Annotated in this window: 31 protein-coding genes and 1 pseudogene; 9 read left to right on the top strand and 23 right to left on the bottom strand. The window is 69.2% G+C overall.

Annotation, left to right across the window (positions count from 1 at the left end):
• Positions 1 to 9: 9 nt before the first annotated feature.
• From BKA02_RS07020 to hemE, 3 genes are all read right to left on the bottom strand, one after another.
• Positions 10 to 456: a hypothetical protein gene (locus tag BKA02_RS07020; protein ID WP_179432576.1), complete on the bottom strand. Its 447-nt coding sequence runs from the start codon at positions 454 to 456 to the stop codon at positions 10 to 12.
• A 113-nt stretch (positions 457 to 569) separates the two neighbouring features.
• Entirely contained in the window at positions 570 to 2,096 is a 1,527-nt protein-coding gene (locus BKA02_RS07015; RefSeq protein ID WP_179432574.1) for an FAD-dependent oxidoreductase, read from the bottom strand.
• Positions 2,093 to 3,154 (bottom strand): uroporphyrinogen decarboxylase, encoded by a 1,062-nt coding sequence (hemE, locus tag BKA02_RS07010; protein ID WP_179432572.1) that lies wholly within the window; start codon positions 3,152 to 3,154, stop codon positions 2,093 to 2,095. The genes BKA02_RS07015 and hemE overlap by 4 nt, the downstream gene beginning before the upstream one ends.
• 94 nt (positions 3,155 to 3,248) lie before the next feature.
• On the opposite strand from hemE, the gene BKA02_RS07005 reads away from it, so the two are divergent.
• Positions 3,249 to 4,565: a glutamyl-tRNA reductase gene (locus tag BKA02_RS07005; RefSeq protein WP_179432570.1), complete on the top strand. Its 1,317-nt coding sequence runs from the start codon at positions 3,249 to 3,251 to the stop codon at positions 4,563 to 4,565.
• A 24-nt stretch (positions 4,566 to 4,589) separates the two neighbouring features.
• Here the strand turns inward: BKA02_RS07005 and BKA02_RS07000 are convergent, their stop codons facing one another.
• From BKA02_RS07000 to BKA02_RS06990, 3 genes are read right to left on the bottom strand one after another with little or no spacing between them, the layout of a single operon-like run.
• Entirely contained in the window at positions 4,590 to 5,042 is a 453-nt protein-coding gene (locus BKA02_RS07000; RefSeq protein ID WP_179432568.1) for a TA system VapC family ribonuclease toxin, read from the bottom strand.
• Complete coding sequence (locus BKA02_RS06995) at positions 5,039 to 5,290, bottom strand: antitoxin (RefSeq protein WP_179432566.1); 252 nt, start codon at positions 5,288 to 5,290, stop codon at positions 5,039 to 5,041. The genes BKA02_RS07000 and BKA02_RS06995 overlap by 4 nt, the downstream gene beginning before the upstream one ends.
• Before the next feature lie 38 nt (positions 5,291 to 5,328).
• Complete coding sequence (locus tag BKA02_RS06990) at positions 5,329 to 5,547, bottom strand: PIN domain-containing protein (RefSeq protein WP_179432564.1); 219 nt, start codon at positions 5,545 to 5,547, stop codon at positions 5,329 to 5,331.
• A gap of 24 nt (positions 5,548 to 5,571) precedes the next feature.
• On the opposite strand from BKA02_RS06990, the pseudogene BKA02_RS06985 reads away from it, so the two are divergent.
• Both BKA02_RS06985 and BKA02_RS06980 read left to right on the top strand, forming a co-directional pair.
• Positions 5,572 to 5,667, top strand: a pseudogene (locus BKA02_RS06985) (HhH-GPD-type base excision DNA repair protein); the annotation flags it as partial.
• 8 nt (positions 5,668 to 5,675) lie between these two features.
• Positions 5,676 to 6,143, top strand: coding sequence for a DUF4265 domain-containing protein (locus BKA02_RS06980; RefSeq protein ID WP_179432562.1), 468 nt, complete (start codon positions 5,676 to 5,678; stop codon positions 6,141 to 6,143).
• 13 nt (positions 6,144 to 6,156) lie between these two features.
• Here the strand turns inward: BKA02_RS06980 and BKA02_RS06975 are convergent, their stop codons facing one another.
• Positions 6,157 to 6,540 carry a type II toxin-antitoxin system VapC family toxin gene (locus BKA02_RS06975; RefSeq protein WP_179432560.1) on the bottom strand — a complete coding sequence of 128 codons (384 nt, stop codon included), beginning with the start codon at positions 6,538 to 6,540 and terminating at the stop codon, positions 6,157 to 6,159.
• A complete protein-coding gene (locus BKA02_RS06970) occupies positions 6,537 to 6,761 on the bottom strand; it encodes a FitA-like ribbon-helix-helix domain-containing protein (protein WP_218844491.1) in 225 nt (74 codons plus the stop codon). Before BKA02_RS06970 ends, BKA02_RS06975 begins: the two co-directional genes overlap by 4 nt.
• 98 nt (positions 6,762 to 6,859) lie before the next feature.
• Between BKA02_RS06970 and BKA02_RS06965 the strand changes: the two genes are divergently transcribed.
• Together BKA02_RS06965 and BKA02_RS06960 are read left to right on the top strand one after the other, a co-directional pair.
• The gene (locus BKA02_RS06965; RefSeq protein ID WP_179432558.1) at positions 6,860 to 7,435 is read left to right on the top strand and encodes an HhH-GPD-type base excision DNA repair protein; all 576 of its coding nucleotides are present in this window, start codon (positions 6,860 to 6,862) and stop codon (positions 7,433 to 7,435) included.
• A gap of 51 nt (positions 7,436 to 7,486) precedes the next feature.
• Entirely contained in the window at positions 7,487 to 10,495 is a 3,009-nt protein-coding gene (locus BKA02_RS06960; RefSeq protein ID WP_179432556.1) for an alpha-mannosidase, read from the top strand.
• Positions 10,496 to 10,504: 9 nt separating this feature from the next.
• Here the strand turns inward: BKA02_RS06960 and BKA02_RS06955 are convergent, their stop codons facing one another.
• Positions 10,505 to 11,329, bottom strand: coding sequence for a serine hydrolase domain-containing protein (locus BKA02_RS06955; protein ID WP_179432554.1), 825 nt, complete (start codon positions 11,327 to 11,329; stop codon positions 10,505 to 10,507).
• Positions 11,330 to 11,390: 61 nt separating this feature from the next.
• Here BKA02_RS06955 and BKA02_RS06950 point away from each other — a divergent pair, with 61 nt between their 5' ends.
• Complete coding sequence (locus BKA02_RS06950; RefSeq protein WP_179432552.1) at positions 11,391 to 11,813, top strand: DUF1801 domain-containing protein; 423 nt, start codon at positions 11,391 to 11,393, stop codon at positions 11,811 to 11,813.
• Between the two features lie 99 nt (positions 11,814 to 11,912).
• Here the strand turns inward: BKA02_RS06950 and BKA02_RS06945 are convergent, their stop codons facing one another.
• The 5 genes from BKA02_RS06945 to BKA02_RS06925 form a co-directional block, all read right to left on the bottom strand.
• A complete protein-coding gene (locus BKA02_RS06945) occupies positions 11,913 to 13,298 on the bottom strand; it encodes a glycine--tRNA ligase (protein ID WP_179432550.1) in 1,386 nt (461 codons plus the stop codon).
• A gap of 71 nt (positions 13,299 to 13,369) precedes the next feature.
• On the bottom strand, positions 13,370 to 13,780 hold the full coding sequence (locus tag BKA02_RS06940; RefSeq protein WP_179432548.1) for a PIN domain-containing protein: 411 nt from the start codon (positions 13,778 to 13,780) through the stop codon (positions 13,370 to 13,372).
• 1 nt (position 13,781) lies between these two features.
• Positions 13,782 to 14,039, bottom strand: coding sequence for a ribbon-helix-helix protein, CopG family (locus tag BKA02_RS06935; protein ID WP_179432546.1), 258 nt, complete (start codon positions 14,037 to 14,039; stop codon positions 13,782 to 13,784).
• A 42-nt stretch (positions 14,040 to 14,081) separates the two neighbouring features.
• On the bottom strand, positions 14,082 to 14,222 hold the full coding sequence (locus tag BKA02_RS06930; RefSeq protein ID WP_179432544.1) for a hypothetical protein: 141 nt from the start codon (positions 14,220 to 14,222) through the stop codon (positions 14,082 to 14,084).
• Positions 14,219 to 14,692: a hypothetical protein gene (locus BKA02_RS06925; protein ID WP_179432542.1), complete on the bottom strand. Its 474-nt coding sequence runs from the start codon at positions 14,690 to 14,692 to the stop codon at positions 14,219 to 14,221. Before BKA02_RS06925 ends, BKA02_RS06930 begins: the two co-directional genes overlap by 4 nt.
• Positions 14,693 to 14,735: 43 nt before the next feature.
• On the opposite strand from BKA02_RS06925, the gene BKA02_RS06920 reads away from it, so the two are divergent.
• Positions 14,736 to 15,152 carry a VOC family protein gene (locus BKA02_RS06920; RefSeq protein WP_179432540.1) on the top strand — a complete coding sequence of 139 codons (417 nt, stop codon included), beginning with the start codon at positions 14,736 to 14,738 and terminating at the stop codon, positions 15,150 to 15,152.
• Positions 15,153 to 15,169: 17 nt separating this feature from the next.
• On the opposite strand, the gene BKA02_RS06915 is transcribed toward BKA02_RS06920, so the two are convergent.
• The 4 genes from BKA02_RS06915 to BKA02_RS06900 form a co-directional block, all read right to left on the bottom strand.
• Positions 15,170 to 15,364 carry a hypothetical protein gene (locus BKA02_RS06915; protein WP_179432538.1) on the bottom strand — a complete coding sequence of 65 codons (195 nt, stop codon included), beginning with the start codon at positions 15,362 to 15,364 and terminating at the stop codon, positions 15,170 to 15,172.
• A gap of 17 nt (positions 15,365 to 15,381) precedes the next feature.
• Positions 15,382 to 15,975, bottom strand: a complete 594-nt coding sequence (locus BKA02_RS06910; RefSeq protein ID WP_179432536.1) for a hypothetical protein — start codon at positions 15,973 to 15,975, stop codon at positions 15,382 to 15,384.
• Positions 15,976 to 16,272: 297 nt separating this feature from the next.
• Positions 16,273 to 16,959: a GNAT family N-acetyltransferase gene (locus BKA02_RS06905; protein WP_179432534.1), complete on the bottom strand. Its 687-nt coding sequence runs from the start codon at positions 16,957 to 16,959 to the stop codon at positions 16,273 to 16,275.
• 40 nt (positions 16,960 to 16,999) lie between these two features.
• A complete protein-coding gene (locus BKA02_RS06900) occupies positions 17,000 to 17,677 on the bottom strand; it encodes a YdeI/OmpD-associated family protein (protein ID WP_179432532.1) in 678 nt (225 codons plus the stop codon).
• A 289-nt stretch (positions 17,678 to 17,966) separates the two neighbouring features.
• Here BKA02_RS06900 and BKA02_RS06895 point away from each other — a divergent pair, with 289 nt between their 5' ends.
• Entirely contained in the window at positions 17,967 to 19,412 is a 1,446-nt protein-coding gene (locus BKA02_RS06895) for an MFS transporter (RefSeq protein WP_179432530.1), read from the top strand.
• A gap of 47 nt (positions 19,413 to 19,459) precedes the next feature.
• Here BKA02_RS06895 and BKA02_RS06890 read toward each other — a convergent pair whose 3' ends face one another.
• Genes BKA02_RS06890 through BKA02_RS06875 form a run of 4 tightly spaced genes read right to left on the bottom strand, consistent with a single transcriptional unit; the run spans position 19,460 to position 21,864 of the window.
• Complete coding sequence (locus tag BKA02_RS06890; protein WP_179432528.1) at positions 19,460 to 19,897, bottom strand: hypothetical protein; 438 nt, start codon at positions 19,895 to 19,897, stop codon at positions 19,460 to 19,462.
• Positions 19,894 to 20,334: a cupin domain-containing protein gene (locus BKA02_RS06885; RefSeq protein ID WP_179432526.1), complete on the bottom strand. Its 441-nt coding sequence runs from the start codon at positions 20,332 to 20,334 to the stop codon at positions 19,894 to 19,896. The genes BKA02_RS06890 and BKA02_RS06885 overlap by 4 nt, the downstream gene beginning before the upstream one ends.
• A complete protein-coding gene (locus BKA02_RS06880; RefSeq protein WP_179432524.1) occupies positions 20,331 to 20,924 on the bottom strand; it encodes a pyridoxine/pyridoxamine 5'-phosphate oxidase in 594 nt (197 codons plus the stop codon). The genes BKA02_RS06885 and BKA02_RS06880 overlap by 4 nt, the downstream gene beginning before the upstream one ends.
• A gap of 25 nt (positions 20,925 to 20,949) precedes the next feature.
• A complete protein-coding gene (locus tag BKA02_RS06875; protein WP_343045365.1) occupies positions 20,950 to 21,864 on the bottom strand; it encodes a serine hydrolase in 915 nt (304 codons plus the stop codon).
• 140 nt (positions 21,865 to 22,004) lie between these two features.
• On the opposite strand from BKA02_RS06875, the gene BKA02_RS06870 reads away from it, so the two are divergent.
• Positions 22,005 to 23,474, top strand: a complete 1,470-nt coding sequence (locus BKA02_RS06870) for a peptide MFS transporter (protein ID WP_179432522.1) — start codon at positions 22,005 to 22,007, stop codon at positions 23,472 to 23,474.
• A 16-nt stretch (positions 23,475 to 23,490) separates the two neighbouring features.
• Here the strand turns inward: BKA02_RS06870 and BKA02_RS06865 are convergent, their stop codons facing one another.
• A complete protein-coding gene (locus BKA02_RS06865; protein ID WP_179432520.1) occupies positions 23,491 to 25,455 on the bottom strand; it encodes a M13 family metallopeptidase in 1,965 nt (654 codons plus the stop codon).
• Positions 25,456 to 25,457 lie beyond the last annotated feature (2 nt).

Here is a 25,457-nt window from a genome sequence, read left to right as displayed (position 1 = left end):
CGCGCTGCCTCACTTGCCACCGCGCGACGTCGATGATGCCGACTTCGCCGAGCCGGACTTCGTCGCCGTGGATGATGCGGCACTCTTCGACGGCGTGCTCTTGGCGGGCGTGGAGAGGTTGTCCTCCACCGCATCGACGGTGTCTTCCACGGCCTGCTTCACGTCGGCGGCGGCGTCTTTGCCCGAGGCGAGCGCGGCATCCACCTTCTGCCCGGGGGTGTCGCCGTCGCCCACGGCCTTGACCACCTTCACCGCACCGGTCCACAGCGCCTTCGGCACGGCCACGGCCTGCGACTTCGCGAAGGCGCGCGCCTTGCCGACCTGCTTCTGCACGGGATCCAGGTGCCAGAGCTTCAGCCACTGCGTCTTGATCTGCTCGTAGCGCTCGCGGCCCGCGCGGGTGCCGAGCACGTAGCCTGCGCCGAGTCCGACGACGAGTCCGATCTTGCCCTTCATGGGTGTCTCCTCACCTTGTGGTCGGCCATGCGGACTACCAGCGTAACCCCGTATGCCGATTTCGGCATCTATCCTTCTCCGCGCACCGGATGGATGCGTCTGCGCACGAGAGCTCAACCCCACAGCAGGGCGTGGCGGAGGCGCTCGGCCTCCGCGCGTGCGTGCGGGACGACCTGGGCCAGCCCCGTTCCCGACAGCCAGGCGCCGGTGGCGGCAAGACCGGGGACGCCCGCGATCACACGGCCGGCGGCGGCGCGTCGCTCGGCGGCGCCCAGGGAGGTCGCCGGCTGCGACTGCGTGAAGCGGGAGCGGTGCGCGCCGCGCAGCATGGACTCGTCGAGCGGCACGCCGAGCAGCGCCGACGCCTCCTGCACCGCGAGCCGTGCGGCGCCGTCGTCGTCGAGCACGGCCGTCGCCGGATCTTCGCCCTGAGCGCCGAACGACACGCGCACGACGTGCGATCCGCCGGTCGTCTCGGCCAGCCACGGCCACTTCGCCGTGCTGTGGGTCAGGGCCTTCGCCGTGTGGCTGCCCGGCACCGTGAGCACCCCCGAGCCGCGCGGCGCGGCGTCGAGCGCGGGGGCGTCGAGCACGAGGGTCACGATCTCGATCCGCGGCGACGGGCCCGCCGGGATCGCATCGAGCGCGGAGACGTGCGGGGCGAGCAGGTGCCGGGCGGTGGCTTCGTCGGCCGCGACGAGCACGGCGTCGAAAATCTCGTCCGCGGGGTCGGATGCGACGGCGTCGACCTCGAGCTCCGCGGCGTCGGCATCCTGCGGCGCGGCGACGGCGACCGTCCATCCCTCGTCGCCGCGTTCCAGGGATTCGGCCGGGGTGCCGGTGCGCACCTCGGCGCCGAGCATTCCCAGACGGTCGATCAGCGCATCCACCAACGTCGCCATGCCGCCGGCGAGACCCTGCACGGCCGCTCCGGGCCGCGTCGCCGCTGTGCCCGTCTGCGCGGCACGCTCCGCGAGGAGGTCGGCGACCGCTCCCGACAGCGATCCGGTGCGCGTGAGTGCGGCGTTGAGACCTGGAGCCGCGGCATCGGTGTCGATGTCGTCGGGATGCGAGGAATGCACGCCGGTGGTGACGGGAGCGACGAGGCGGTCGAGCACCCGCCGCCCCATCCGCGAGCGCACGAGCGCACCGAGGCTGCGCTCGTGCCCCACCGTCAACGGAGGACGGAGGCGATCGAGGTAGGCCCGCCATGCCCCCGCCCAGCCGATGATGCGGCGCACGTCGTCGGCGAACGGGTTGGCGGGGATGCCGAGGATGCCGCCGACAGGCAGCGGCGCGGCATCGACGGCAGGGATGCCTGCGAGCCAGGCCCCACCGGGAGCGGCGTCGACGACCCGGTCGGCGAGGCCCAGATCGTCGATGAGCGCGCGCACGTGACCGCCGCGCGTCGCGAAGCTCTCCGCTCCCGCGTCGAAGGAGATGCCCGCCACCTCGCCGCGGCGCACGACGCCGCCGGGCACCGCATCCGCCTCGAACACCGTCACGTGCATGCCGAGGGCGGCGATGTCGGCCGCCGCCACGAGACCCGCGATCCCCGCACCGACGACGGCGACGCGGAGCTGCGCCGCACGTGCGGCGAGCTCGGGGGCCGACTCCGGCGCCGGAGCGTCATCGGTCACGAGGAGACCTCCTCCGGCGAACCGGCCTCCCGCGAACCCGCATCGTGCACGAGCGCGACGATGCGGCTCAGCACGTCGGGGTCGGTCTCCGGCGGCACGCCGTGACCGAGGTTCACGATGTGTGCACGCGCGGCACGACCGCGGCGCATGACCTCGCGCACGTGCCCCTCCAGCACCGGCCACGGCGCGGTGAGCAGCGCGGGGTCGATGTTGCCCTGCACCGTGACGTCGGTCCCGAGCACCGTCGCGGCCTCGTCGAGCGGCATCCGCCAGTCGACGCCCACCGCCGATGCCGCACCGTCCAGACGCATGTCGGCCAGGAACGGCCCCGTGCCGACGCCGAAATGGATGACGGGCACGTCGAGCGCGCGCACCGCGGCCGACGAATGCGGCGCGACGAAGCCCCGGTAGTCGTGCGGGGCGAGAGACCCCGCCCACGAGTCGAACAGCTGCACGGCCGAGGCCCCCGCGGAGATCTGCGCCTGCAGGAACACCCTCGACACGGATGCCAGCCAGCCGGCCAACCGGTTCCACGATCCGGGGTCGGTGTGCATCATCGCCCGCGCACGCAGATGCTCCTTCGACGGGCCGCCCTCCACGAGGTAGGCCGCGAGCGTGAACGGCGCCCCCGCGAAGCCGATGAGAGGGGTGTCGCCGAGCTCGGCGACGACGATCCGCACGGCCTCTTCGATGGCCGAGGTGTCGAGCGAGCGCGGATCGATCGCCGTGATGCGCTCCACATCCGCGGCACTGCGCACCGGTGCGGCGAAGACGGGCCCGCGGCCGGGCACGATCTCGACCTCGACGCCGGCGAGACGCAGCGGCACGACGATGTCGCTGAAGAAGATGCCCGCATCCACACCGTGCCGTCGCACCGGCTGCAGGGTGATCTCGGCGGCGAGGTCGGGCGTGAGGCACGCGTCGAGCATCCGCGTGCCCACGCGCAGCTCGCGGTACTCGGGCAGCGACCGGCCCGCCTGACGCATGAACCAGATGGGCGTCCTGTCAGGGCGGACACCGGCGAGCGCGCGCAGCAGGGGTGCGTCGGGGTCGGGCATGCCCCCATCCTCGCACTCCGTCCTTATGGTCGGGCCGTGGCGCCGTATGACGCGTCCAGCCCTCGCAAAGCCCGCGCCCCGTAAACTCCGAGGCGTGTTGCTGTGCGTCTCGGCGAGTCACAAGACCGCCTCGTTCGATCTGCTCGAGCGGCTGAGCCGTACCCCCGAGGGCGTCTCGACCGCCCTCGTCGACGCCGCATCGTTCGTGCAGGGGGCGATCGTGCTGGCCACCTGCAACCGCTTCGAGGCGTATGTCGACATCGAAGAGCCGATGACGGCTGCGGGGGCCGTCGGCGTCGAAGCCGTGGTCGAGGCCGTGGAGGCCGCGACCGGCGTGCCCGCCGCCGATCTCGAGGGTGCGTACGTCGTGCACAACGGCCGCCGCGTCGCGGAGCATCTGTTCGCGGTGGCATCGGGACTGGAGTCGGTGGTCTCCGGCGAAGGCGAGATCGCCGGGCAGGTGCGCCGAGCCCTCTCCGCCGCGCGCGAGGACCGCACGACGTCGCCCGAGCTGGAGCGCCTGTTCCAGAGGGCCAGCCAGGCCCAGCGCCGGGTCAAGAACGACACCGCCCTCGGCCGGGCCGGGCGCTCGCTCGTGCGGCTCGCCCTGGAGCTCGCCGACAGCCGCATCGCCGACTGGTCGGCCCAGCGCGTGCTCCTCGTCGGCACGGGTGCGTACGCCGCCGTGACCCTGGCGACGCTGCGCGAGCACGGCGCCGTCGACATCGCCGTGCACTCCCCCTCAGGGCGCGCCAAGACATTCGCGGCCAAGCACGGCATCCGCGCCGTCACCGCCGACCACTATGCCCGAGAAGCCGCCACGGCGACGCTGCTGATCACCTGCACCACGGCCGCCGAGCCCGTGCTCGGCCCGGAGCACCTCGCGTCGCGCCCCCGCCCCGTGTCTGTCTCGGCCGGGCGGTGCCCGGTGGGCGCGGATGCCTCCCCCGCCGAGAAGCTCGTGATCGACCTCGGGATGCCGCGCAACGTCGACCCGGCCGTCGATGCGATCGAGGGCGTCACCCTGCTGGATCTGGAGACCGTCCGGCTGCATGCACCGCTGGAAGAGCTGCAGGCGACGGATGCGGCGCGCAGCATCGTGCGCGAAGCCGCCGACACCTTCCACATCGTGGGCGCGCAGCAGAGCGTGACTCCGGCGGTGGTCGCGTTCCGCTCGCACATCCTCGCCCTCATGGAGTCTGAGATCGAGCGCGCCCGTGCACGCGGCGATGACGACGGCCGCGTCGAGCGGGCCATGCGCCACCTCGCCGGGGTGCTCACGCACACCCCGACCGCCCGTGCGCACGAGTTGGCCGAGGCCGGCCGCGGCGACGAGTTCGTCTCCGCGCTGGAAACCCTCTACGGGCTCACGCCCGATATCCCGGCCGCGTCGGCATCCGAGACCGCCTGAGCCGAGGCGATCACGGCATCGGGCCTATCGCCGCGCCGCCCGCGCGATCAGAGCATCCGGTGTCTCGGCCCGCACCTCGGCGAACCGGTCGAAGTCGGCGTCGAACGTCACCACCGTCGCACGGTGTTCGGCGGCGAGAGCGGCGAGATGGGCATCGTTCACGAGATTCGCGGCGGCGCCCGACCTGGTGAGCAGATCGTCGAGGATCGACGCATGCCGCTCACCAGGGTTGAGCACGTGCGCGCTCGGCGCAGCAAGCCAGTCGTGAACCTGCACCATCGCCTCCGCGGCCGTGACCGGCTGCGGCACGATGCGCGGATTCGTCGCGATCCGCACGAAGGCGAGCAGGGCATTCCAACTGAACCCGACCGTATCGCCGCCGTCCAGCGCATCATCCAGCCATCCGATCGCGCTCTGATGCTGAGGGGCGCTCTCATTCACGGCGTACAGCAGCACGTTGGCATCGACGAGCTTCATCGTCCGACCTGCAGGCGCCGTGCCAGCTCTTCGTCCTCCAGATCGGCGGCGAGTCGGAGCGCGTGGGTCAGATCGACACGAGGCACGCCGAGATCGCGGGGCTTGGTGTGCGCCCGTCGCTCCGCGGACGGCAGCGCTCCCCCTCGGATCGCATCGTTGAGAGCCCGCTTGAACGACACGCCGCGCTGCGCCATCAGCCGCCGCACGAGCGCCTCCGTGTCCGCATCCAACGTCACCGTCGTTCTCATAGTGACAGCATAGCATCATTCCATTTAAGTGCATGCTGTCAAATGGTGGGCAGCAGCGCGCAATCCGGAACGGCTGCCGCGAGACGAGCATCGAGAGTCAGCAGCGAGCACTGTGCCGCACGAGCGAGCACGGCATACGTGGCGTCATACGCTCTGACGTTGTGCCGCAAAGCATGGACGGCGGGCAGCATCGACATCATCGGCACTTGTTCGACGCCGAGCGCCACCGAGCGATCCAGACTGGCGTTCCGCGGCATCAGTTCGGATGCGAGACTGGTCTCATGGCCCTTCACATCACCGGAGACACCGCCGACGACGACCTGCTCACGAACAACCCCCTCGCGCTTCTGACAGGGATGCTGCTCGACCAGCAGGTGCACTAACCATGGGGTTGACCAAGATTCGGTTCCACCTTGAGGTGGATGAAGACGGCTGGCCACCGGCAGAGTCTGAAGGACTGTGGGCCGAGCCACTCGGCGACGGCCGCTTTCGCGTGGACAACACACCCTGGTTCGTTCGAGGGATATCCGCGGAAGACACCGTCAAGGCTGCACCAGGCGCCGATGGCGTGCTCTGGTTTATGGAAACTCTGGAGCGCAGCGGGCATCAGACCATTCGAGTCATTCCGCGCACTGACGGACCACTCAACGGTGACCAACAGCTCGTCCTCGATGCGTTCGCTCCCTTGGGGGTCGCAGGGGAGGGTTTCAGCCAGGCGCTTCGAATCGTCGCTCTCGATATCGACCGCGACGCAGACTTGGCTGCGGTGAAGAAGCTGTGCATCGACGGAGAAGCTGACGGCCGGTGGCATTACGAGGAGGGCAGCGTGACGTCCGAGTGGCTCGCCATCTGACCGTACGACGGATCTACGGCAGCAGCGCGCAATCCGGAACGGACGCCGCGAGACGAGCGTCGAGGGTCAGCAGCGAGCACTGGGCCGCACGGGCGAGCACGACGTACATGGCGTCATAGGCGCTGACATTGTGTCGCAGGGCATGGACGGCGGGCAGCATGGACATCATCGGCACCTGCTCCACGCCGAGCGCGTCGAACTCACCAAACGCGCGCAGCGCCTGCTCATCGGTGATCTGTCGGCTGAGCGACCACCCACGGATCACGGAGGCGACTTCAACCGTGAGATGCTGCGGCGCGAGGAGCTCGTGTCCGTCAAGCAACGCGGCGGCCCGACGACCAGCCTCGGTCCCGAACAGGATCTCGGCGACCGCAGATGCGTCGACGACGAGCGTCATCGACCGGGACACTGCTCGGTGAGCACCTGTGCTGCCGGTTCGAGCGTGGCGACGCCACGGCTTGCGATCCGTTCCAGCAGTTCGACCCGGCTCGGACGCGTCGCCAGGCGGTCGAGTTCGCGCAGCAGATAGTCACTCAGCGAGCGGCCCTCGAGCGCAGCCTTCGCCTTGAGCGCACGACTCGTCTCCTCGGAGACGTTGCGAACCTGGATCGTTGTCATGCAACTAGCATAGAGCACATGCGCTCTGCATGTATTTTTCGCACCACGCGACCTGGGCTGCCGTTCCGCGGCCTCCGCTCGGGTGCCACACTGTATCCATGGCCCTTCACATCACCGGAGATACCGCCGCCGACGACCTGCTCACGAACAACCCCCTCGCGCTTCTGACAGGGATGCTCCTCGACCAGCAGGTCGCCATGGAGACCGCGTTCGCCGGTCCGCTCAAGATCGTCGAGCGCACGGGACTGACGGATGCGTCGGCCATCGCCGCGTACGATCCCGACCAGTTCCTCGCCGCGTTCAAGGAGTCGCCGGCCGTGCACCGGTTCCCCGGCTCGATGGCCGCACGGGTGCAGACGCTGTGCCAGGCGCTCGTCGATGACTGGAACGGCGACGCCGCCGCGCTGTGGACGCGGGGCGATCCCGACGGCGCCGAGGTGCTGCGCCGGCTGAAGGCGCTCCCCGGATTCGGCGAGCAGAAGGCGAAGATCTTCCTCGCCCTGCTGGGCAAGCAGTACGGCTTCACCGGCGAGGGCTGGCGCGAGGCATCCGCCCCGTACGGGGACGACGGCGCGTTCCGCAGCGTGGCCGACATCGTCTCGCCCGAGTCGCTGGCCAAGGTTCGCGAGCACAAGAAGGCGATGAAAGCCGCCGCCAAAGCGAGCAAGAGCTAGCCTCGCCCCGCAACCCGCTGTTGGCATCACCCGGCACGCGAAGGAGCGTCCATGCACGACGAGAGCTCGCTCACCGTCGACCGCGCGACCCGCGTTCTCGGCGAGCGCATCCGCCCCGCCATCCACGCCGCGCGCGTGCCGCTCTTGCTCTCCGCGCACGCCCTGCTCGGTGAGCCGATCGCCCCCGCCGAGGGCCTCGCTCTCGAGTTCGCACCGTTCCGCGTCGGAGACGCCTGGGGGCCCGCGTGGGGCACCACGTGGTTCCGCGTGCGCGGCACGGTTCCCGCCGAGTGGGCCGGGCGACGCGTGGAGGCGGTCATCGACCTCGGGTTCGATCCGAGCCTCACCGGCTTTCAGTGCGAGGCGCTCGTCTATCGGCGGGGCGACGGCGGCGAGACGGTGCCGCTGAAGAGTCTCAACCCGCGCAACCAGTGGGTGGAGATCGCCGCCGAGGCGACGGGCGGTGAGCACATCGAGCTGTTCCTCGAGGGCGCATCCAACCCGGTGCTCCTCGACCATCACCCGTTCCTTCCGACGCAAGAAGGAGATCTGCGCACCTCGTCACCCGATCCGCTGTACCGCGTGCGTCATGCCGACCTCGCCGTCTTCGAGCCGGAGGTGTTCGATCTCGCCCTCGATGTGGAGGTGCTGCTCGAACTGCAGGCGGAGCTGCCGGCGACCTCACCGCGGCGGATGCGCATCCTGCAGTCCCTCGACGACGCCCTCGATGCGCTCGACCTGCAGCGCATCCCCGAGACGGCCGCGGCCGCCCGCGCCGCACTTGCCGAGGTGCTCGCCGCACCCGCCGAGGCCAGCGCGCACCGCATCGCCGCAGTCGGACATTCGCACATCGACTCCGCGTGGCTGTGGCCGGTGCGCGAGACGATCCGCAAGGTCGCCCGCACCACCTCGTCGATGACCACGCTCATCGACGAGCATCCGGAGTTCCGGTACGGGATGTCCAGCGCCCAGCAGTACGCCTGGGTCAAGGAGCACCGGCCCGAGGTCTGGGAGCGCGTCCGTCGGGCCGTCGCCGAGGGACGGTTCCTGCCGCTGGGCGGGATGTGGGTCGAGTCCGACACGGTCATGCCGTCGGGCGAGTCGCTGGTGCGGCAGTTCTCCTACGGGCAGCGGTTCTTCGAGCGCGAGTTCGGCATCCGCTCGCGCGGGGTGTGGCTGCCCGACAGCTTCGGGTACTCCCCCGCCCTGCCGCAGCTGATGCGCCGGGCCGGGTTCGAGTGGTTCTTCACGCAGAAGATCTCGTGGAACCAGCGCAACGTCTTCCCCCATCACACGTTCGAGTGGGAGGGCATCGACGGATCCCGGATGTTCACGCACTTCCCGCCGATGGACACGTACAACTCCGAGCTCACCGGCGCCGAACTGGCCAAGGCGACCCGGCAGTTCAAAGAGAGCCGGATCGCGACCACCTCGCTCGCCCCGGTCGGGTACGGCGACGGCGGCGGCGGAACCACGCGCGAGATGGTCGGGAGGGCCGCGCGGCTCGCCGACCTCGAGGGCAGCGCCCGGGTGGAGTGGATGCACCCGGATGCGTTCTTCGACGCCGCGCGCGCCGAGCTGCCGCATCCGCCGGTGTGGGTCGGCGAGCTGTACCTGGAGCTGCACCGCGGCACCCTCACCAGCCAGCACGCCACCAAGGCGCTGCACCGCTGGTGCGAGCAGGCACTGGTGGAGGCGGAGCTGTGGGCGGCCACCGCCGCCGTGCGCCGCGGACGTGACTATCCGTACGACGAGCTGGACCGGCTGTGGAAGCTCGTGCTGCTGCACGAGTTCCACGACATCCTCCCCGGCACCTCCATCGCCTGGGTGCATCGCGAGGCCGTGGAGGTGCTCGGCGACGTGCTCGACGCGGCACGCGGCCTCACGGATGCGGCGCTGCGCGCGCTGGCAGGCGACGGCGACCGGGATCTCTCCTTCACGCCCCACTCCGTCGGCGGGGCGCTGCCACTCGGAGGCGCGGCCATCGCATCCGCCCCGGACGAACCGGTCACCCTCACCGAGACCGACGGCGGCTTCGTGCTGGAGAACGACCTCGTCCGGATCGCCGTCTCGGCCGAGGGGCTGATCACCTCGGCGATCGACCGCGCCACCGGGCGCGACGCGATCCCGGCGGGACGGCCCGCGAATCTCTTCCAGCTGCATCAGGACTTCCCGAACAAATGGGATGCGTGGGACATCGACCGCTTCTACCGCAACCGCGTCGATGATCTCACCACGGTCTCCTCACTCACCGCCGACGTCGTCGAGGGCGTGGCCAGGATCGTCGTGGAGCGCGAGTTCTCCGCATCGTCGCTGCAGCAGACGATCACCCTCTCCCCCGGCGAGCGCACGGTCGTGCTGCGCACCGACATCGACTGGCACGAGACGGAGAAGCTGCTCAAGCTCGCCTTCCCCCTCGACGTCTTCGCCCGCGAGACGCTCGCGGAGACGCAGTTCGGCTTCCAGCGCCGCCCCACGCACGTGAACACGAGCTGGGAGGCGGCGAAGTTCGAAACCTCGATGCATCGTTTCGTGCTCGTCGAAGACGGTGACTTCGGAGTCGCTCTCGTGAACGACTCGCTCTACGGCTACGACACGACGCGCGACGTCGATAGCGACGACGTCACCACGACCGTGCGCCTGTCTCTGCTGCGTGCGCCGCGCTTTCCCGACCCCGAGACCGACCAGGGGCCGCACGAGATCACCGTGGGCCTGGTCGTCGGGGCGGATGCTGCGCGCGCGACGGCCGAGGGCATCCGGCTCAATGCCATCCCCACCCGCATCCGCGGGGACGGAGAGGTCGAGCCGCTCGTGCGCGTGACCGGCAAGGGGATCATCGTCTCGAGCGTGAAGCTCGCCGACGACCACTCGGGAGACGTCGTCGTGCGGTTGTACGAAGCGCTCGGACGGCGCACCTCGGGCGCGATCGAGGCACTGTTCCCGCACGGCGAGATCCGCGAGGTGAGCCTCATCGAAGACGAGCTGGATGCCCCTCGCACGGGCGGCGCCCTGCACCTGCGCCCCTTCGAGGTGCGCACGCTCCGCATCCCCGGCGCCTGAGGATGCGGCTCAACCGCCGTAGCGGGTGACGATCTCCTCGGTGAGGGCGGGCCAGATGCGCTTGTGCTCGTCGCCGAACGGCACCCCCGACAGGAACGCCGCAGCGATGTCGTGGGCGCGGTCGACGAAGAGGAAGCTGCCCTGCCCGCCGAAGTGCCCCGCGGTCTCGGGAGGGAACGAGTCGGCGAGCCAGTGCGGGCTCTTCAGGCCCTTGAGCTCGAAGCCCAGCCCCCACTGGTTGTCGTCGTAGGCGCCGTATCCGGGCACGACGCCTCGCAACCCCGGCTGCGAGACCCTGAGCGCGAGGTCGCGCAGCGCTGCGGGGATGAGGCGAGGGCGCAGCACCTCGCGCCCGAAGATCAGCAGATCGGCGATGGATGCCCGGTAGCCGGCCGAGGGGCGCCCTATGACGTCGATGTCGGTCATCCCGAGCGGCTGCACAACCTCGCGCGTCATCCACTCCGAGAATTCCATCCCGGCGGCGTCCGCGACGCGCTTGCCGACCGCATCCATCCCCGCGTTCGAGTAGATGCGTCTCGTGCCCGGCGCGCCCTGCGGCTTCTCGCCGTCGAAGGGCAGACCGCTCGTGTGGTCGAGCAGGTTGAGCACTGTCGATCCGTCGGGCCCGGCCGGTTCGTCGAGGTCGACGAGTTCGCGCTCCACGGCGATCAGCACACCCCAGGCCGTGAGCGGCTTGCTCACCGAGGCCAGCGGGAGCACAGCGTGCTCATCGCCCTGAACGGCGACGGTCTGCTCGGGACCGGTCACCCCCACCAGTGCCGGATGCGGGAAGCCGTCGGTCGCAGCGAAAGTCGTCGTCTCCACAGTGCTCATTCTCGCAGGGTCGACGTGGTCGCGGCTTCGGAATCCGCCTCCCGAATGGCAGGATCGGGCCATGCAGATCACCGGAGACGACATCGGCCCGATCCTCTCCCGCGCGACGCCGGCCGTGCGCCGCCGCGACGCCGAGACGCTCGTCGCCCTCATGCAGGAGATCACCGGCCGCGAGGGCCGCGCCTGGGGGTCGATCATCGGATTCGGCGCCTGCCACTACCGCTACCCCACCGGCAACGAGGGCGACATGCCCATCCTCGCCTTCGCACCGCGCAAGGCCGCAAGCGTCATCTATCTGGACGGCATGGAGGCCCACGCCCACGACCTCGCCGTGCTCGGACCGCACACCTCCAGCGTCGGATGCCTCTACGTCAAAGACCTCGAGCTGATCGATCTGACCGTGCTCGAACGCATCCTCCGCCGATGCATGGCCTGGACCGAGGCGGGCGGCTCGGAGCAGATGCGGATCACGATCACCGCGTGACCCCTACTGCCCCGCGAGACCCCGGGTTCCCGTCGAGACCCCGCCATACGGACGCAGGTATTAGGGGGTTTCGGCGGGAAGTAGGGGTCTCGCGGAGGGTCAGGCGCCGCGCAGGCGCGCCGCCAGGTAGTCCTCGAGCTCGGCGAGCGGTACGCGCTCCTGCGCCATGCTGTCGCGATCGCGCACGGTGACGGCGCGATCTTCCAGCGAGTCGAAGTCGACGGTGACGCAGAACGGTGTGCCGACCTCGTCCTGCCTGCGGTAGCGGCGACCGATGGCGCCCGCGTCGTCGAAGTCGATCACCCAGTGCCCGCGCAGCGTATCGGCCACCTCGCGCGCCATCGGCGAGAGGTTCTCGTTGCGCGACAGCGGCAGCACGGCGACCTTGACGGGGGCGAGGCGCGGGTCGAGCTTCAGCACGGTGCGAGTATCGGTGCCCCCCTTGGCGTTGGGCACCTCCTCTTCGCGGTACGCATCCACGAGAAAGGCCATCATCGCGCGGGTGAGACCGAACGACGGCTCGATCACGTACGGCGTGTAGCGCTCGCCGGAGGCCTGGTCGAAGTAGGTCAGGCTCTGGCCTGATGCCTCGCTGTGGCTGGAGAGGTCGTAGTCGGTGCGGTTGGCGACGCCCATGAGCTCGCCCCACTCCGAGCCCTGGAAGCCGAACTTGTACTCGACGTCGATGGTGCCGGCGGAATAATGGGCGCGGTCGTCTTCGGGAACGTCGAAGCGCCGCATGTTGGCGGGGTCGATGCCCAGGTCGATGAACCAGTCCCAGCACGCCTCCACCCAGTGCTCGAACCATTCGCCCGCTTCGGCCGGAGGGGTGAAGAACTCGATCTCCATCTGCTCGAACTCGCGCGTGCGGAAGATGAAGTTGCCCGGCGTGATCTCGTTGCGGAACGCCTTGCCGACCTGGCCGATGCCGAACGGCGGCTTCTTGCGCGAGGCGGTGAGCACGTTGGCGAAGTTCACGAAGATGCCCTGCGCCGTCTCGGGGCGCAGGTAGTGCAGGCCCGACTCGTCGTCGACGACGCCGAGGTAGGTCTTGACCAGGCCGGAGAACGACCTCGGCTCGGTCCACTTGCCGCGAGTGCCGCAGTCGGGGCACACGATGTCGGCCATGCCGTTCTCGGGCGCGCGGCCCTTCTTCGCCTCGTACGCCTCGATGAGGTGGTCCTCGCGGTGGCGCTTGTGGCACTGCAGGCACTCGACCAGCGGATCCGTGAAGGTGGCGACGTGACCCGAGGCCTCCCACACGCGCTTGGGCAGGATGATCGAGGAGTCCAGGCCCACCATGTCGCCGCGGCCGCGCACGAAGGTCTGCCACCATTGGCGGCGGATGTTCTCCTTCAGCTCGGTGCCGAGGGGACCGTAATCCCAGGCCGACCGGGATCCGCCGTAGATCTCGCCCGCTTGGAACACGAACCCGCGGTGACGGGCGAGGGCGATGACCTTGTCGAGGCGGGACTGTTCGGCCACGGTGGCTCCAATGGTCGGAGGGTGCGGTGATGCGCCCGTGAGCACGGGCGATCCAATCCTATCCGCGCTCGTCAGGACGGCATCCGTGCGACGATCCCCATCTCCTCGGATGCCGCAGCGAGCCGCTCGTCGTAGGTCCACACCTCACCGGCTCCGACGGCGATCGCCGCGGCGAGATGGATCGCGTCGAGCGAGCGCAGCACGGGCGGGCCGATGATCCGGGCGCTCTCGATTATCGAGGGCGACATGGGAGCGAACGCGATGTCGGCGGTCGCCGCCTCGAACGCCGACGTCAAGCGTGCGTGCGACTCGAACTCGATACGACGGCGGATGCCGCGACCCAGCTCCACTCGAGTCAGATGGGAAGAGATCAGCCTGTCACCACCGAGTACCGCTTCATCGATCGCGGTCATCAACGCTGCTGACTCGTCCTCCTCGAAGACCCGCTTGAGCGCAGCGCTCGTATCGACGTAGATCAGCACGTCAGATGCGATCTTCGCGATCGAGAAGATCGGCCGTCGTCATGCCCTTCGGGAGGCGCAGGAACGGCTTGACCATCCGATACGGACGCTCCGGCGGGATGACCCAGTCGGGGTACGGGGTGGGCCGCTTCGCATCGCCCAGCCCCAGGTGCTCGTCGACCGCCTGCCGGAGGATCTCCTGCTGGCTCTTGCCAGTGCGCTCCGACTCGGCGCGCAGCGCCGCTGCGGCATCCTCACGCAACCTCAGATTCATCGCCATGACCAGATGGTACCATTTGAGGTGAGAAGTGGTACCACGGAATCAGCGATGGGGGAACGCCACCCCTCCCCCTGCGGCGAGCGACTCGGCGACGATCCCGACGTGCTCATCCGCCATCGCCTGCGGCATCGGCGGCAGCACATCATCCCAGAAGGCGAGGGCGGCACCGCGCCCCTGCATCATGCCCGCGGGCGAGCCAGGGCCCACATGTGCATGTGCGCCGAGCCGTCGTTCCAACGGCCGAAGTGACAGCGGGCCACGCCCGGCACGGTCTTCACCGCTTCCGAGATGCGCTGCAGGAGCGGGCCGAGCGCGGCGAGCACCTCGACCGGCGCGTCCTCGAGCAGCCAGTGTTCACGTGGCGAGATCGCGGCCATGAAGGGCAACCCACCCGGCTCCGGTGAGGCGTAGACCTGCCACAGGTCGTCGTGCCAGATCGTGTTCGGCGAGGTGCGGCACGGCCCGCACTCCGACCGGTCGATCTCGCCGTTGCGCGGCTGCTCCGGTACGAGCATCGGCTCGAGCGGCCGCATCACGATCTGCTCGAACGCCCAGGGCAGCCCCTCGGTCAGCGCCGAGACCTCCAGGCGTTCCCCGATCGGGAGGCGGGCGTGGAAGGGGGAATCGGCCGGGTGCTGCTCGAGTTCGCTCATGTTGTCATCGAACCATGTCGGATACCGGTGCGACACTGACCGCATGGAACAACGAGTGAGCTTCATCACCCTCGCCGTCGCCGACGTCGCCCGCAGCCGGGCATTCTACGTCGATGGTCTGGGCTGGCGGCCGATCTTCGACAACGACGACGTGCTGATGCTCCCCATCGCCGACCGGGTGCTCCTGTCGCTGTGGAGCGTCGACGGTTTCGCCGCCGAGATCGGCGAGGCCCCGGCGACCGGGCTCGCCCCGATCACACTCTCGCACAACGTCGCGACCGAGGCCGAGGCGGATGCCGTGCTCGCCGAGGCGGCCGCGGCTGGAGCGCGCGTCGGCGCGGCGAGCCACCGGGAATGGGGCGGATACTCGGGCTACTTCAGCGACCCCGACGGGTTCCGGTGGGAGGTCGCCGTCAATCCCGGCGAGACCGGAGACTTCGTCCTGCGTCCCCGGCGGTGATCCGCAATGCCATGGTTTCATACCCGGGCGCGGTCTGCCTGGCGCCAGATGAGAGCACACAACAGCCAGACGATGGCATCGATAACCAATACGGAGATCAACTCGAGAGAGAAAGCCCAGACCCCCAACATGACGAGAATGACCTGAAGCAGCATGACCGGCAACACGACAATGGTCGCGAAGACTGCTGGGTGAAGTCTTCTCTTTCCCATCTGCCCCTCCGAAATTCTCACTGGCAGCTGAATCCGGTCGGCCCCACAAGCGGATAGATCCGCATCTGCCGATTGTTCGGGCGCACACCATTCGCGACAATGATCCCTACGATCATTCCGATCACGGCCGCGCCCACCCCGCACCCCACGCCAGCAGTCTCTGGCCCGAGAAGTGCGCAGACCGAGGCGATCAACGCGGCCGAGGCTCCGGGCACCATCGCTTGCTGTTCAGCATTGGTCAATTGAACATAGGGCCATGGATCCGAACCGCCGGTGATATAGGCGGTCGACGTCGCATCGTCGGGAAAGGTGACGCTGACCCCAGGCGCGAGCGCAACTGTGCCAGTGATACCGAGCCCGGTCGACTCGCCGAGTCTGTCTCGTAGCATCGTGAAGATCGTTTCGAGATCACTGACGCCAGAAGCCCCGTCTCTTGCGAGGGCAACCGCATCTACGAAAGCCTGTCCCTCATCGCTGGCCAGTGTCGAAGCCGGGACGCGATCGAGATCAATCTCGTTACTCGAACGATCGTAGGCAGCGATGAGCTCACCCAGATGCTCAGCGAGCCGCTGTTCGGCGACAGCGTCATCGTCGTCCGAGCGATCTGTCACCGCCGATGAGTCGAAGGACGCCCCGATTCTCTGACCCACGTCGGCATGCGCTGGTGCAGACACTAGCGATCCTGCCGCCACGGCAGTCGCAAGGGCGAGCGCTGCCACGATCGTTCGCCTCCTGGGACGTATGAGGCTCGCATTTCCCCTTGTATCCACGATGTCCCTCTCTCCACTTCTTCGTTACGCGTGGGAATCCATCGTGGCTTGCGACCGCACGCGCAGTGAAGAGACGATTGTCCACGGTCGATATCCAAAGGTCTATGACAAATCCGGCTCCCGCAGACAGCCCGATTGCTACTCGGTGAACAGGTAGCCGCGGGCGACGTCGAAACCGGCGATGTGCAGGCCGCGACCGAGCAGGTCGTCCATCTCGGCACGCAGACGCATGCGCCAGTCCTGTGCGGCGGCGGGGTCGTCCACGCGCATCGTCTCGACGTCGGAGGGGATCTCGAGCGTCGCCGCCACTTCCTCATCGGCCGGAGTCGAGGCGATGTCGGCCAGCGCCCACTCCGCGTCGAGACGGTCGCTCTCGTCGCCTGCGTCGCCACCGCCGAAGATCCCGTACTGGTTCACGGCGTAGCCGGTGACGCGGGCACCGAGCACCGTGAGGAAGAAGTGCGCGTTGCGCGCCACGAGCGGGTCGAACGTCCAGGTGATCTTGCCGACCTCGCGGGAGAACGCCCATTGCCGTTGATGCTCCTTGAGCTCTCGGCCCCAGCCGCGGCCGCGGTACTCGGGCAGCAGCGCGGTGATGTGGGAATGCATCATGCGCCGCCCCGGCTCGCCGAAGAAGGCGATCGAGGCGCCGACCATGCGCTCCTCGGCGTCGTCGTCGAAGAGCCCGACGACATAGTTTCCGGACTGCTGCAGGGCACGCATGGTGCCCGCATCGATGACGCGCTCGGGCCCTCGGATGGAGTCGAGCAGCTTCTGCGCGTCGATGATCAGTTCAACGGTGTCAAGATCGCGGATGGTTCGCACGCTCCCAGTCTGCATCGTTCGGCCGGATGCGGCGAGTCCGTCACCCGGCGTCGTCTCGAACCGTCGCGGCGGCGGCCGTCGCACGGACGAGCCACGCGGGGTTCGCACCGCCCGCCCTGGCGGGAGGGATGAGTCTGCCCGCGACGCTGTCGTCGACGAGCTGCTGGGCACGGCGAAGCCTCGTCGCGGGCTGCTTCGCGCTGCTGATCCAGTGCCGCACCATCTTGCGATACCCGGGAGCCGCCGCCTCGAAGAACGCCGTCGCGGCCGCCGACCTGTCGATGACGGCCTGCACCTCGGGCTCGAGCTCGGCTTCGCCGTTCTCGTGCGAATACGTGCCGGTGCGCTCCGGGCTGCGTGCCTCGAACGCGGCGATGCCCGCCGGAGCCATCCGCCCGTCGGCGAGAAGCCGTTCGACATGGGCGACGTTCACGGCCGACCATGTGCTGCTCTTCTTGCGCGGCGTCCATCGCTGCCGGCGCCGGTCGTCGTCGACCGGCTGCGACACGGAGTCGATCCAGCCGAAGCACAGCGCCTCGGGCACCGCCTCCGCCCAGGTCAGTCCACGGTCGGCGACGTGCGCCTTGCGCACCTCGACCCACAGCTCCGTCTCGGTGTCGTGATGCCGCTCAAGCCACCGCCGGAACTCGGATGCGTCGTGGAAGAACACCGCGGGCTTCTCCGCCGATCCGCCCTGTTGCCCGATCGTCTCATCCATGCGCCAACCCTGCCACGACTCTCCGACACCGTGCCGGATACGGATGGCTGACCGGGTCGGACCCCACCCGTACAGATGGCTGAGGCACACTCGAGGCATCGGGGACACTTGACTGAACGATTGCTCTGATGCGCGTGCTTTCGGCACGATTCCGCTGATTTTCCCACGGCCGCTCAGCCATCCGTCCCGCTCCCAGCCATAGGCCCTCAGCCATCCGAGCTCGCATACCCGGCCCCGCTCAGCCATCTGTCCCGGAGCCCGCCCCGCGCAGGACCGATAGCCTGTGCGCATGGGATCGGATGAGAGAGCGCGCAAGCGCCTCTCCCGAACCCCGCCGCGGTGGGCGACCGTCGGCGTGCTCGCCTTCGCAGGGCTGTGTGCATCGTTCATGTTCACGCTCATCGTGCCGCTGCAGGCCGAACTGCCGCACCTGCTGAACGCCTCGCGCGAAGACACCACGTGGGTGGTCACGATCACGCTGCTCGTGGCCGCCGTGGCGACGCCGATCTCGGGGCGACTGGGCGACATGTACGGCAAGCGCCGCGTCGTGCTCACCCTGCTCGCGCTGCTCGTGGTCGGCTCCGTCATCGCGGCGATCTCGGGCTCGATCGGCGGCGTCCTCGTGGGCCGCGGCCTCCAGGGCGCGGTATCGGGCGTGATCCCGCTCGGCATCGCGATCATGCGCGACGTGCTGCCGCCCGAGCGCCTCGGCACCGCCGTCGCATTGATGAGCGCCACCATGGGCGTCGGCGGAGCGATCGGCATGCCGCTTGCGGCATATCTCGCGCAGAACGCCGACTGGCACGGACTGTTCTGGCTCGCCGCCGGTCTCGGCGCGATCGGGATGATCCTCGTCCCGTTCACCGTGCCGACCGATGTCCTGCGCTTCCCCGGTCGGCTCGATGTGCCGGGGGCGATCGGGATGGCCATCGGACTCACCGGCATCCTGCTCACCGTGTCGCGCGGCGCCGACTGGGGCTGGACCTCGCCGCTCACCCTGATCTGCGGGATCGGCGGCATCGTCGTGCTGCTGCTCTGGGGCTGGTACCAGCTGCGCACGACCGATCCGCTGCTGGATCTGCGCGTCGCCGCGCGTCCTGCGGTGCTGTTCACGAACATCGCGGCGATCGGGATGGGCTTCGCCCTCTTCGGCTCGAACGTGACCTTTCCGCAGATGCTCGAGCTGCCGGTCGAGACCGGGTCCGGCTTCGGGCTCGACCTCATCGGCGCCTCGCTGATCATCATGCCCGCGGGGCTCGTGATGATGGTGCTGTCACCGCTGTCGGGGTGGCTGGAGCGCACGATCGGACCGCGCATCCTGTTCACGGCCGGCACCGCGGCGATCGTGATCGCCTACACGCTGGTGCTGATCTGGTCGACCGAGGTGTGGCACCTGTTGCTGTCGAACATCATCATCGGCGTGGGGATCGGCTTCAGCTTCGCCGCCATGCCGATGATCATCATGCGCGCCGTGCCGGCCAGGGAGACCGGCGCATCGAACGGCTTGAACGCCCTTTTCCGTTCGGTGGGCACCTCCAGCGCCTCGGCCGTGATGGGCGGTGTGCTCGCGAGCCTGAGCACGAACGTCGAGGGGATCGCGGTGCCCACACGGCAAGCGTTCGAGGTGTGCTTCTGGCTCGCGATCGCCGCGGCGGTCATCGCGCTCGTGCTCTCGCTGCTCATCCCCAAGGGCGACTTCATCGAGCCGCACCCGTCGCTGCCGACCGGCCGCTGAGGCCGGGATCTCGACGCGTCTCGCTCCGCTCGCTCGACGACCGGGGGTCAACGGGCGGGAAGGTTCAGCGTGTGCCCGTCGGGATCGCCGTCCCGCGGCGGGCGCAGGCGCTCGGGCAGGGGCCAACCGAGCGTGAAGCGCTGCGACGGCGGACGCTGGATGTCGCCGTAATCATCGATCTTCACGACGATCCGTCCATCCCGGCCCTCGCCGGAAGGACTCACCTCGACGATCTTCACACGCAGCGGATCCGGTCCCTCACCGTCGAGCATCCACGCGTCCATGAGGAAGCGAAGACCGATCTGCTCCAGCGCCTCCTCGGCGGCGATCCAGTCGACCGGCGCCGATGCCACGCGGCCGAGAACGTCGACGGCGACCCAGTCATCGCCGGACTCATGGATCCAGCCGACGAGCTCGCCGTCCTCCCGCCGGTGAGGGATGCCCTCGGCCGCCGCAGCGACGACCGCGCCGATCTCCGTGCTCATGACTCATCGCTCCACGGCATAGGGCGTTCCGGTGCTCTGGCACTGTCGTCCGGCATGTGCGGAAGCTGCTCTCCACCGGCGCGGATGCACAGCCAGCGCAGCTCCCCCGGACTGTCGGGGCGCGCCCGCCACGTGCGATAGACGCCCTGGCCGACGCGCACGACGGTACCCGCCTCGACGTCGACGACGTCGTCGTCCACCCCCATCTGCCCGAGACCGTCGAGGAACACGTACAACTCCTCGACGCGGGAGTGCGTGTGCCAGTACCCGGCCTCTTCACCGGGGACGAGGGCGTTCGCCGTCATCCCGATGTACTGCATCGTCAACTCGTGGTCGACGACGCGACGGCCGTCGCGGGCGCGACTCTCGTCGAACCCGCCGAAGTTGTCGCGCCACTGGTCCATCCCGCCGATCCGCGTCACTTCGTAGTCGCTCATGCGGTCTGCCCTTTCTTCTGCTTCGCGTCTCGCGCATTGTCGGTGCGCACCCAGTGGGCGCCCTCAGCCCGGTAGATGATCCTGGTGTGGTGCCGATCCTCCGCGCCCTGCCAGAACTCGACCTGCGCGGGCACGATCCGCCACAGCACCCAGTTACCGGGAGCGATGATCGCCCTCGCGGCGGCCGACCGCGCGGCGAGGTCGGCGGCGCTGTCTTCTGCCGAGGCCTCGACGACGGCGCCGCGCACGCGCACCGCGCGCAGGATCGGCGGCCACCAGAAGTTCAGCGCCGCGACCGGCGCCGCGGCGAGCTGGGTCGCTTTGACCGACGAGCGGGTGCTCGCGAACACCCATCCGCGCGCATCGACGTCTTTGAGGATCAGAGTGCGCACATCCGGGACACCGTCGGCACCGATGGTGGCCAGTGTCGCCGCAGCGGCTTCGGGAACCCCCTGCGCGACGGCGCCGCGCATCCAGTCGAGGAACAGCTCGACCGGATCATCGGGCAGGGCGTCGAGGTCGAGGTCCGGAGCCGTGCCGGTCAGCGTGGGCTGCGCGCGCAGCCATGCGGCGAGGGAGTCGTGTGCCATGCCCCCACCCTATGAGCGGGCGCTGTCAGTGGGCATATTCCATGAGATCGACGCCGAGCACCCGGAACGCGTCGTGCGCACGCAGCCGGTGTGTGATCGAGAGATCGTCGAAGCACACGATGAGCGCATAGGCGACGCCGGCCCGCGGCCCGGCGATGACACCCGCCTCCACGCGCACGCCGGGCTCGCGGCCCGTCTTGTTGACGAAGAGGATGCGGTGCGCGTCGTCGTCATGGGCGAAGGGATCCAGTCCGGTCGCCGCACCCACGAGGCTGAGGTCCTGGTTGAGGCTCAGCCACTCCGACACCTGCGCACTGACAGCCGGATCCACCGCCTTCGCGTTCACGAGCTGGGTGAACAGAGAGGCCAGGTCGCGCGCATTGCCGACGGCGAGGTGCGGTGCGTCATCGGGACCGCGGCGATCGCGATAGCGGTCGAGAATGGCGAGCGACGGAAGTCCGAGCTCGAGCATCCGCGTCTGCACGCGCTCGATCCCCACCCGGCCGAGCAGCGCGTTGACCGCCTGCGAGTCTCCGGCCGCGGCGGCCAGGATCGCAAGATCGCACACGGGCAGCTCCGGCACCACGAGGTGGCGCCACAGCCCCGCCGTGACGACCGGGTCGAGAGACGCGCGATCGATCAGCTCCAGCGCATCCAACCGCCCGGTGGTGATGGATGCGGCGACCTCGACGAGCAGCGGCACGACGCCGAGCCCGCCGATCGGCATCGTGACGTGGTCGTCTCCGGTGAGCACGGGCTCGCCGCTGTCGAGGTCGACGACGTGCACGGCCACCTGCGCCCCGGCGGAGGCGAGCTGTTCGAGGGTGCTCAGCGCGCCGCGGAACGAGCGGCGATCGGCGGCGGCGCGCCGCGGAAGGCGGCGGCCATGGCGCTGCGAACGGCGCATGGTCGAAGATCGGGGCTCGGAGGGAGTGCCCACGCGGATTCCTTCGGGATTCGCCGAGCGGCCCAGCGCAGTCCGGCAGATGCCATGCTAGTGCGCGCCGCGCGCCCGCGACACCCGTCCGGGCATCGTCTCGGCGCCGCGAGAGACCGGCGGCGCCGTGTAGCGTGCCCGGTATGAGCGATTCGCGGGTCGATGCCGCATCCCCCCAGACCGATTCCGGATTCTTCGGACAGCCGCGCGCCCTCGTGCACATCTTCGGGGTGGAGATGTGGGAGCGGTTCAGCTTCTACGGGATGCAGGGCATCCTGCTCATCTACCTGTACTACTCCGCGACGCAGGGCGGATTGGGGATGCAGGAGTCGGTCGCCGCCGGCATCGTCGGCGCCTACGGCGGGGCGGTGTACCTCTCCACGATCCTCGGCGCCTGGGTCGCCGATCGGATGCTCGGAGCCGAGCGCGTGCTCTTCCTCAGTGCGATCGTCATCATGGCCGGCCACATCGCCCTCGCCCTGCTGCCCGGTTTCGTCGGGGTGGGCGTGGGGCTCGTGCTCGTCGCCATCGGATCGGGCGGGCTCAAGGCCACGGCGACCTCGGTCGTCGGCACGCTCTACAGCGCCGACGACCCGCGCCGCGACGGCGGGTTCTCGCTGTTCTACCTCGGCATCAACCTCGGTGCGTTCCTCGGGCCCATTCTGACGGGCCTGCTGCAGTCCACCCTCGGCTTCCACTGGGGCTTCGGCCTCGCCGCCGTCGGCATGGCGGCCGGTCTCGTGCAGTACTCGTTCGGACGCCGCGGACTTCCCGACGAGGCGCGGGAGGTGCCCAACCCCCTCCCGCGCTCGCGCTATCCCATGGTCGGCATCATCGCCGCGGCCGCCGTGATCATCATCGTCGCGTGCGTGCTGCTGGGCGTGATCCGCGCGGAGAACCTCGCCCTCATCGTGGTCATCGTGGTGATCGCCGCCGCGGTGGCCTACTTCACCGTGATCCTGAGCAGTCGGCGGATCACCTCGGAGGAGCGCAGTCGCGTATGGGGGTTCGTGCCCCTGTTCATCACCTCGGTCGCCTTCTGGGCGCTGTACCAGCAGCAGTTCACGGTGCTCACGGTCTACTCGGACAAGCAGCTGGACCGCAACCTGTTCGGCTGGGAGATGCCGGTGTCGTGGGTGCAGTCGATCAACCCGGTGTTCATCATCGTGCTCTCCGGCGTCTTCGCCTGGATCTGGACGAAGATGGGCAGCCGCCAGCCCTCGACGCCCGTGAAGTTCGCCCTGGGCGCCATGATCATGGGAGGCGCGTTCCTGCTGTTCCTGCCCTTCGCCGGCGGCGGGCCGAACTCGACGCCGCTGCTGGCGATCGTCGGCATCCTGTTCGTCTTCACCGTCGCCGAGCTGCTGCTCTCGCCGGTGGGGCTGTCGGTGGCGACCAAGCTCGCCCCGCATGCCTTCCACACCCAGATGGTCGCGCTGTTCTTCCTGTCCGTCTCCCTGGGAACGGCGGTCTCTGGTCAGCTCGCGGTGTTCTACGACCCGTCGAACGAGACGCCGTACTTCCTCACCCTGGGTCTTGTCGCGGTGGCCGTGGGAGTCATGCTCCTGCTGGCCGTGAAGCCCGTGCTGCGGCTCATGAAGGGCGTGCGATAGCGGCGGGCCGTGCCGCTCACCAGATGGTGACGCGCTCTTCCTCGGGCAGCCACAGCGCATCCTTCTCGGACACGTCGAACGCCGCATAGAACGCGTCGACGTTGCGCAGGATCTGGTTGCAGCGGAACTCGTTGGGCGAGTGCGGGTCGATCGTGAGCAACCGGATGGTCTCGGCGTCGCGGCTCTTCTGCTGCCACACCTGCGCCCAGCTCAGCAGCAGCCGCTGTACGCCGGTGTACCCGTCGATGACGGGAGCCTCCTCGCCGCCGAGCGACAGCTCATACGCCTTGAGCGCGATGCCGAGCCCGCCCAGGTCGCCGATGTTCTCGCCGATCGTCAGCGCGCCGTTCACGTGGTGCTCGGCGTCGAGCCCCACCGGCACGAGCGCGTCGTACTGCGCGATGAGCGAGGAGGTGCGCTCCTCGAAGGCGGCGCGGTCGGCGTCCGTCCACCAGTCCTGCAACTTGCCGCTGCCGTCGTAACGGCTGCCCTGATCGTCGAAGCCGTGACCGATCTCGTGACCGATGACGGCGCCGATGCCGCCGTAGTTGGCCGCGGCGTCGCGGGCGGCGTCGAAGAACGGATACTGCAGGATCGCCGCGGGGAACACGATCTCGTTCATCAGCGGGTTGTAGTACGCGTTGACCATCTGCGGCGGCATGAACCACTCGTCGCGATCGATGGGCCGGCCGACCTTGTTCATCGAGCGATCGTGCTCGAACGCGGCGGCGCGGCCGGCGTTGCCGACGAGGTCGGACGGATCGATCTCGACATCGGAGTAGTCACGCCAGGTCTTGGGGTGCCCGATCTTGGGCGTGAAGGTGTCGAGCTTGGCGAGCGCGCGCTCGCGCGTGGGCGGACTCATCCACTCGAGCTCGGTGATGCTCTGCCGGTAGGCCTCGATGAGGTTGCCGATGAGCTCGTTCATCGCCGCCTCGGCCTCCGGCGGGTAGTGGCGGGCCACGTAGACCTTGCCCACCGCGTCGCCCAGCGCGCCCTCGACGGCCGAGACACCGCGCTTCCAGCGCTCGCGGATCGTCGGCACGCCGGTGAGCTCGGTGCCGTAGAACGAGAAGTTCTCGCGCACGAATGCATCGCTGAGGTATCCGGCCAGGCCGTGCACGACCTTCGCGCGCAGCCACGCCTTCCAGTCGTCCAGCCGCTCCTCGACGAGCAGGGCGCCCAGCCCCTCGAAGAAGCTCGGCTGGTAGACGACGACCTCGGCGAACGCCTCCGGATTGGTCGGGGCGACCTTGTCGCGCCACGAGGCGAGGTCGACGCCGACGAGCGCGGTGAACTCACCCCAGCTCTTGAGGTTGTAGGTCTTGACGGCGTCGCGGCTGGCGACGTTGTCCCAGTGGTGACCGGCGATCTCGTGCTCCAGGGCGACGACGCGATCGGCCGTTGCCGCTGCATCCGCGATCCCGGCCAGCCCGAGGATGCGCTCGAGATGCGCACGGAAGGCGGTGCGGGTGTCGGCGAAGTTGTCGAGGCGGTAGTAGCTCTCATCGGGAAGAGACAGCCCGGCCTGCACGACGAAGGGCACGTAGCGCTCGGGGTCGCCCGGATCGGGCTCGACGAACACCCCGATGAGCGCGGCGATGCCGCGGCGGTCGAAGTCGCCGACGGTGGCGAGGAGATCGGGGATCGACGCGATCGCATCGACCTCGGCGAGCGGGCCGCCGAGCGGCTCGGCGCCCCGCGCCTCGATCCGCTCGGTGTCCATGAAGCTCGCGAACAGGTCGCCGATCTTGCGCGCCTCGGTGCCGGGCTCTGCGTTCTGGGACTCCTCGATGATGGCCCGCACGTCTTTCTCGGCCTGTTCGGCGAGCATGTGGAACGAGCCCCAGCGTGCCTTGTCCTCGGGGATCTCGGTACGGGCGAACCAGGCGCCGTTCACATGCCGGTACAGGTCGTCCTGGGGGCGGATCGTGGTGGAGAGGTCATCGAGGGCGAGGCCCGCGGGCAGCACATCGGTCATGG

Source organism: Microbacterium pseudoresistens, from assembly GCF_013409745.1.
GTDB lineage: Bacteria > Actinomycetota > Actinomycetes > Actinomycetales > Microbacteriaceae > Microbacterium > Microbacterium pseudoresistens.
This window is presented reverse-complemented; position numbering and strand designations above follow the sequence as displayed.

Excerpts from the sequence above, each read along its gene's own strand:
- BKA02_RS07020 (WP_179432576.1), bottom strand. The coding sequence starts at position 456 with ATGAAGGGCAAGATCGGACTCGTCGTCGGACTCGGCGCAGGCTACGTG.
- hemE (WP_179432572.1), bottom strand. The coding sequence starts at position 3,154 with ATGCCCGACCCCGACGCACCCCTGCTGCGCGCGCTCGCCGGTGTCCGC.
- BKA02_RS07000 (WP_179432568.1), bottom strand. The coding sequence starts at position 5,042 with ATGAAGCTCGTCGATGCCAACGTGCTGCTGTACGCCGTGAATGAGAGC.
- BKA02_RS06995 (WP_179432566.1), bottom strand. The coding sequence starts at position 5,290 with ATGAGAACGACGGTGACGTTGGATGCGGACACGGAGGCGCTCGTGCGG.
- BKA02_RS06990 (WP_179432564.1), bottom strand. The coding sequence starts at position 5,547 with ATGCCGCGGAACGCCAGTCTGGATCGCTCGGTGGCGCTCGGCGTCGAA.
- BKA02_RS06980 (WP_179432562.1), top strand. The coding sequence starts at position 5,676 with ATGGGGTTGACCAAGATTCGGTTCCACCTTGAGGTGGATGAAGACGGC.
- BKA02_RS06975 (WP_179432560.1), bottom strand. The coding sequence starts at position 6,540 with ATGACGCTCGTCGTCGACGCATCTGCGGTCGCCGAGATCCTGTTCGGG.
- BKA02_RS06970 (WP_218844491.1), bottom strand. The coding sequence starts at position 6,761 with ATGACAACGATCCAGGTTCGCAACGTCTCCGAGGAGACGAGTCGTGCG.
- BKA02_RS06965 (WP_179432558.1), top strand. The coding sequence starts at position 6,860 with ATGGCCCTTCACATCACCGGAGATACCGCCGCCGACGACCTGCTCACG.
- BKA02_RS06960 (WP_179432556.1), top strand. The coding sequence starts at position 7,487 with ATGCACGACGAGAGCTCGCTCACCGTCGACCGCGCGACCCGCGTTCTC.
- BKA02_RS06955 (WP_179432554.1), bottom strand. The coding sequence starts at position 11,329 with ATGAGCACTGTGGAGACGACGACTTTCGCTGCGACCGACGGCTTCCCG.
- BKA02_RS06950 (WP_179432552.1), top strand. The coding sequence starts at position 11,391 with ATGCAGATCACCGGAGACGACATCGGCCCGATCCTCTCCCGCGCGACG.
- BKA02_RS06935 (WP_179432546.1), bottom strand. The coding sequence starts at position 14,039 with ATGGCGATGAATCTGAGGTTGCGTGAGGATGCCGCAGCGGCGCTGCGC.
- BKA02_RS06930 (WP_179432544.1), bottom strand. The coding sequence starts at position 14,222 with ATGATGCAGGGGCGCGGTGCCGCCCTCGCCTTCTGGGATGATGTGCTG.
- BKA02_RS06925 (WP_179432542.1), bottom strand. The coding sequence starts at position 14,692 with ATGAGCGAACTCGAGCAGCACCCGGCCGATTCCCCCTTCCACGCCCGC.
- BKA02_RS06920 (WP_179432540.1), top strand. The coding sequence starts at position 14,736 with ATGGAACAACGAGTGAGCTTCATCACCCTCGCCGTCGCCGACGTCGCC.
- BKA02_RS06915 (WP_179432538.1), bottom strand. The coding sequence starts at position 15,364 with ATGGGAAAGAGAAGACTTCACCCAGCAGTCTTCGCGACCATTGTCGTG.
- BKA02_RS06900 (WP_179432532.1), bottom strand. The coding sequence starts at position 17,677 with ATGGATGAGACGATCGGGCAACAGGGCGGATCGGCGGAGAAGCCCGCG.
- BKA02_RS06895 (WP_179432530.1), top strand. The coding sequence starts at position 17,967 with ATGGGATCGGATGAGAGAGCGCGCAAGCGCCTCTCCCGAACCCCGCCG.
- BKA02_RS06890 (WP_179432528.1), bottom strand. The coding sequence starts at position 19,897 with ATGAGCACGGAGATCGGCGCGGTCGTCGCTGCGGCGGCCGAGGGCATC.
- BKA02_RS06885 (WP_179432526.1), bottom strand. The coding sequence starts at position 20,334 with ATGAGCGACTACGAAGTGACGCGGATCGGCGGGATGGACCAGTGGCGC.
- BKA02_RS06880 (WP_179432524.1), bottom strand. The coding sequence starts at position 20,924 with ATGGCACACGACTCCCTCGCCGCATGGCTGCGCGCGCAGCCCACGCTG.
- BKA02_RS06870 (WP_179432522.1), top strand. The coding sequence starts at position 22,005 with ATGAGCGATTCGCGGGTCGATGCCGCATCCCCCCAGACCGATTCCGGA.
- BKA02_RS06865 (WP_179432520.1), bottom strand. The coding sequence starts at position 25,455 with ATGACCGATGTGCTGCCCGCGGGCCTCGCCCTCGATGACCTCTCCACC.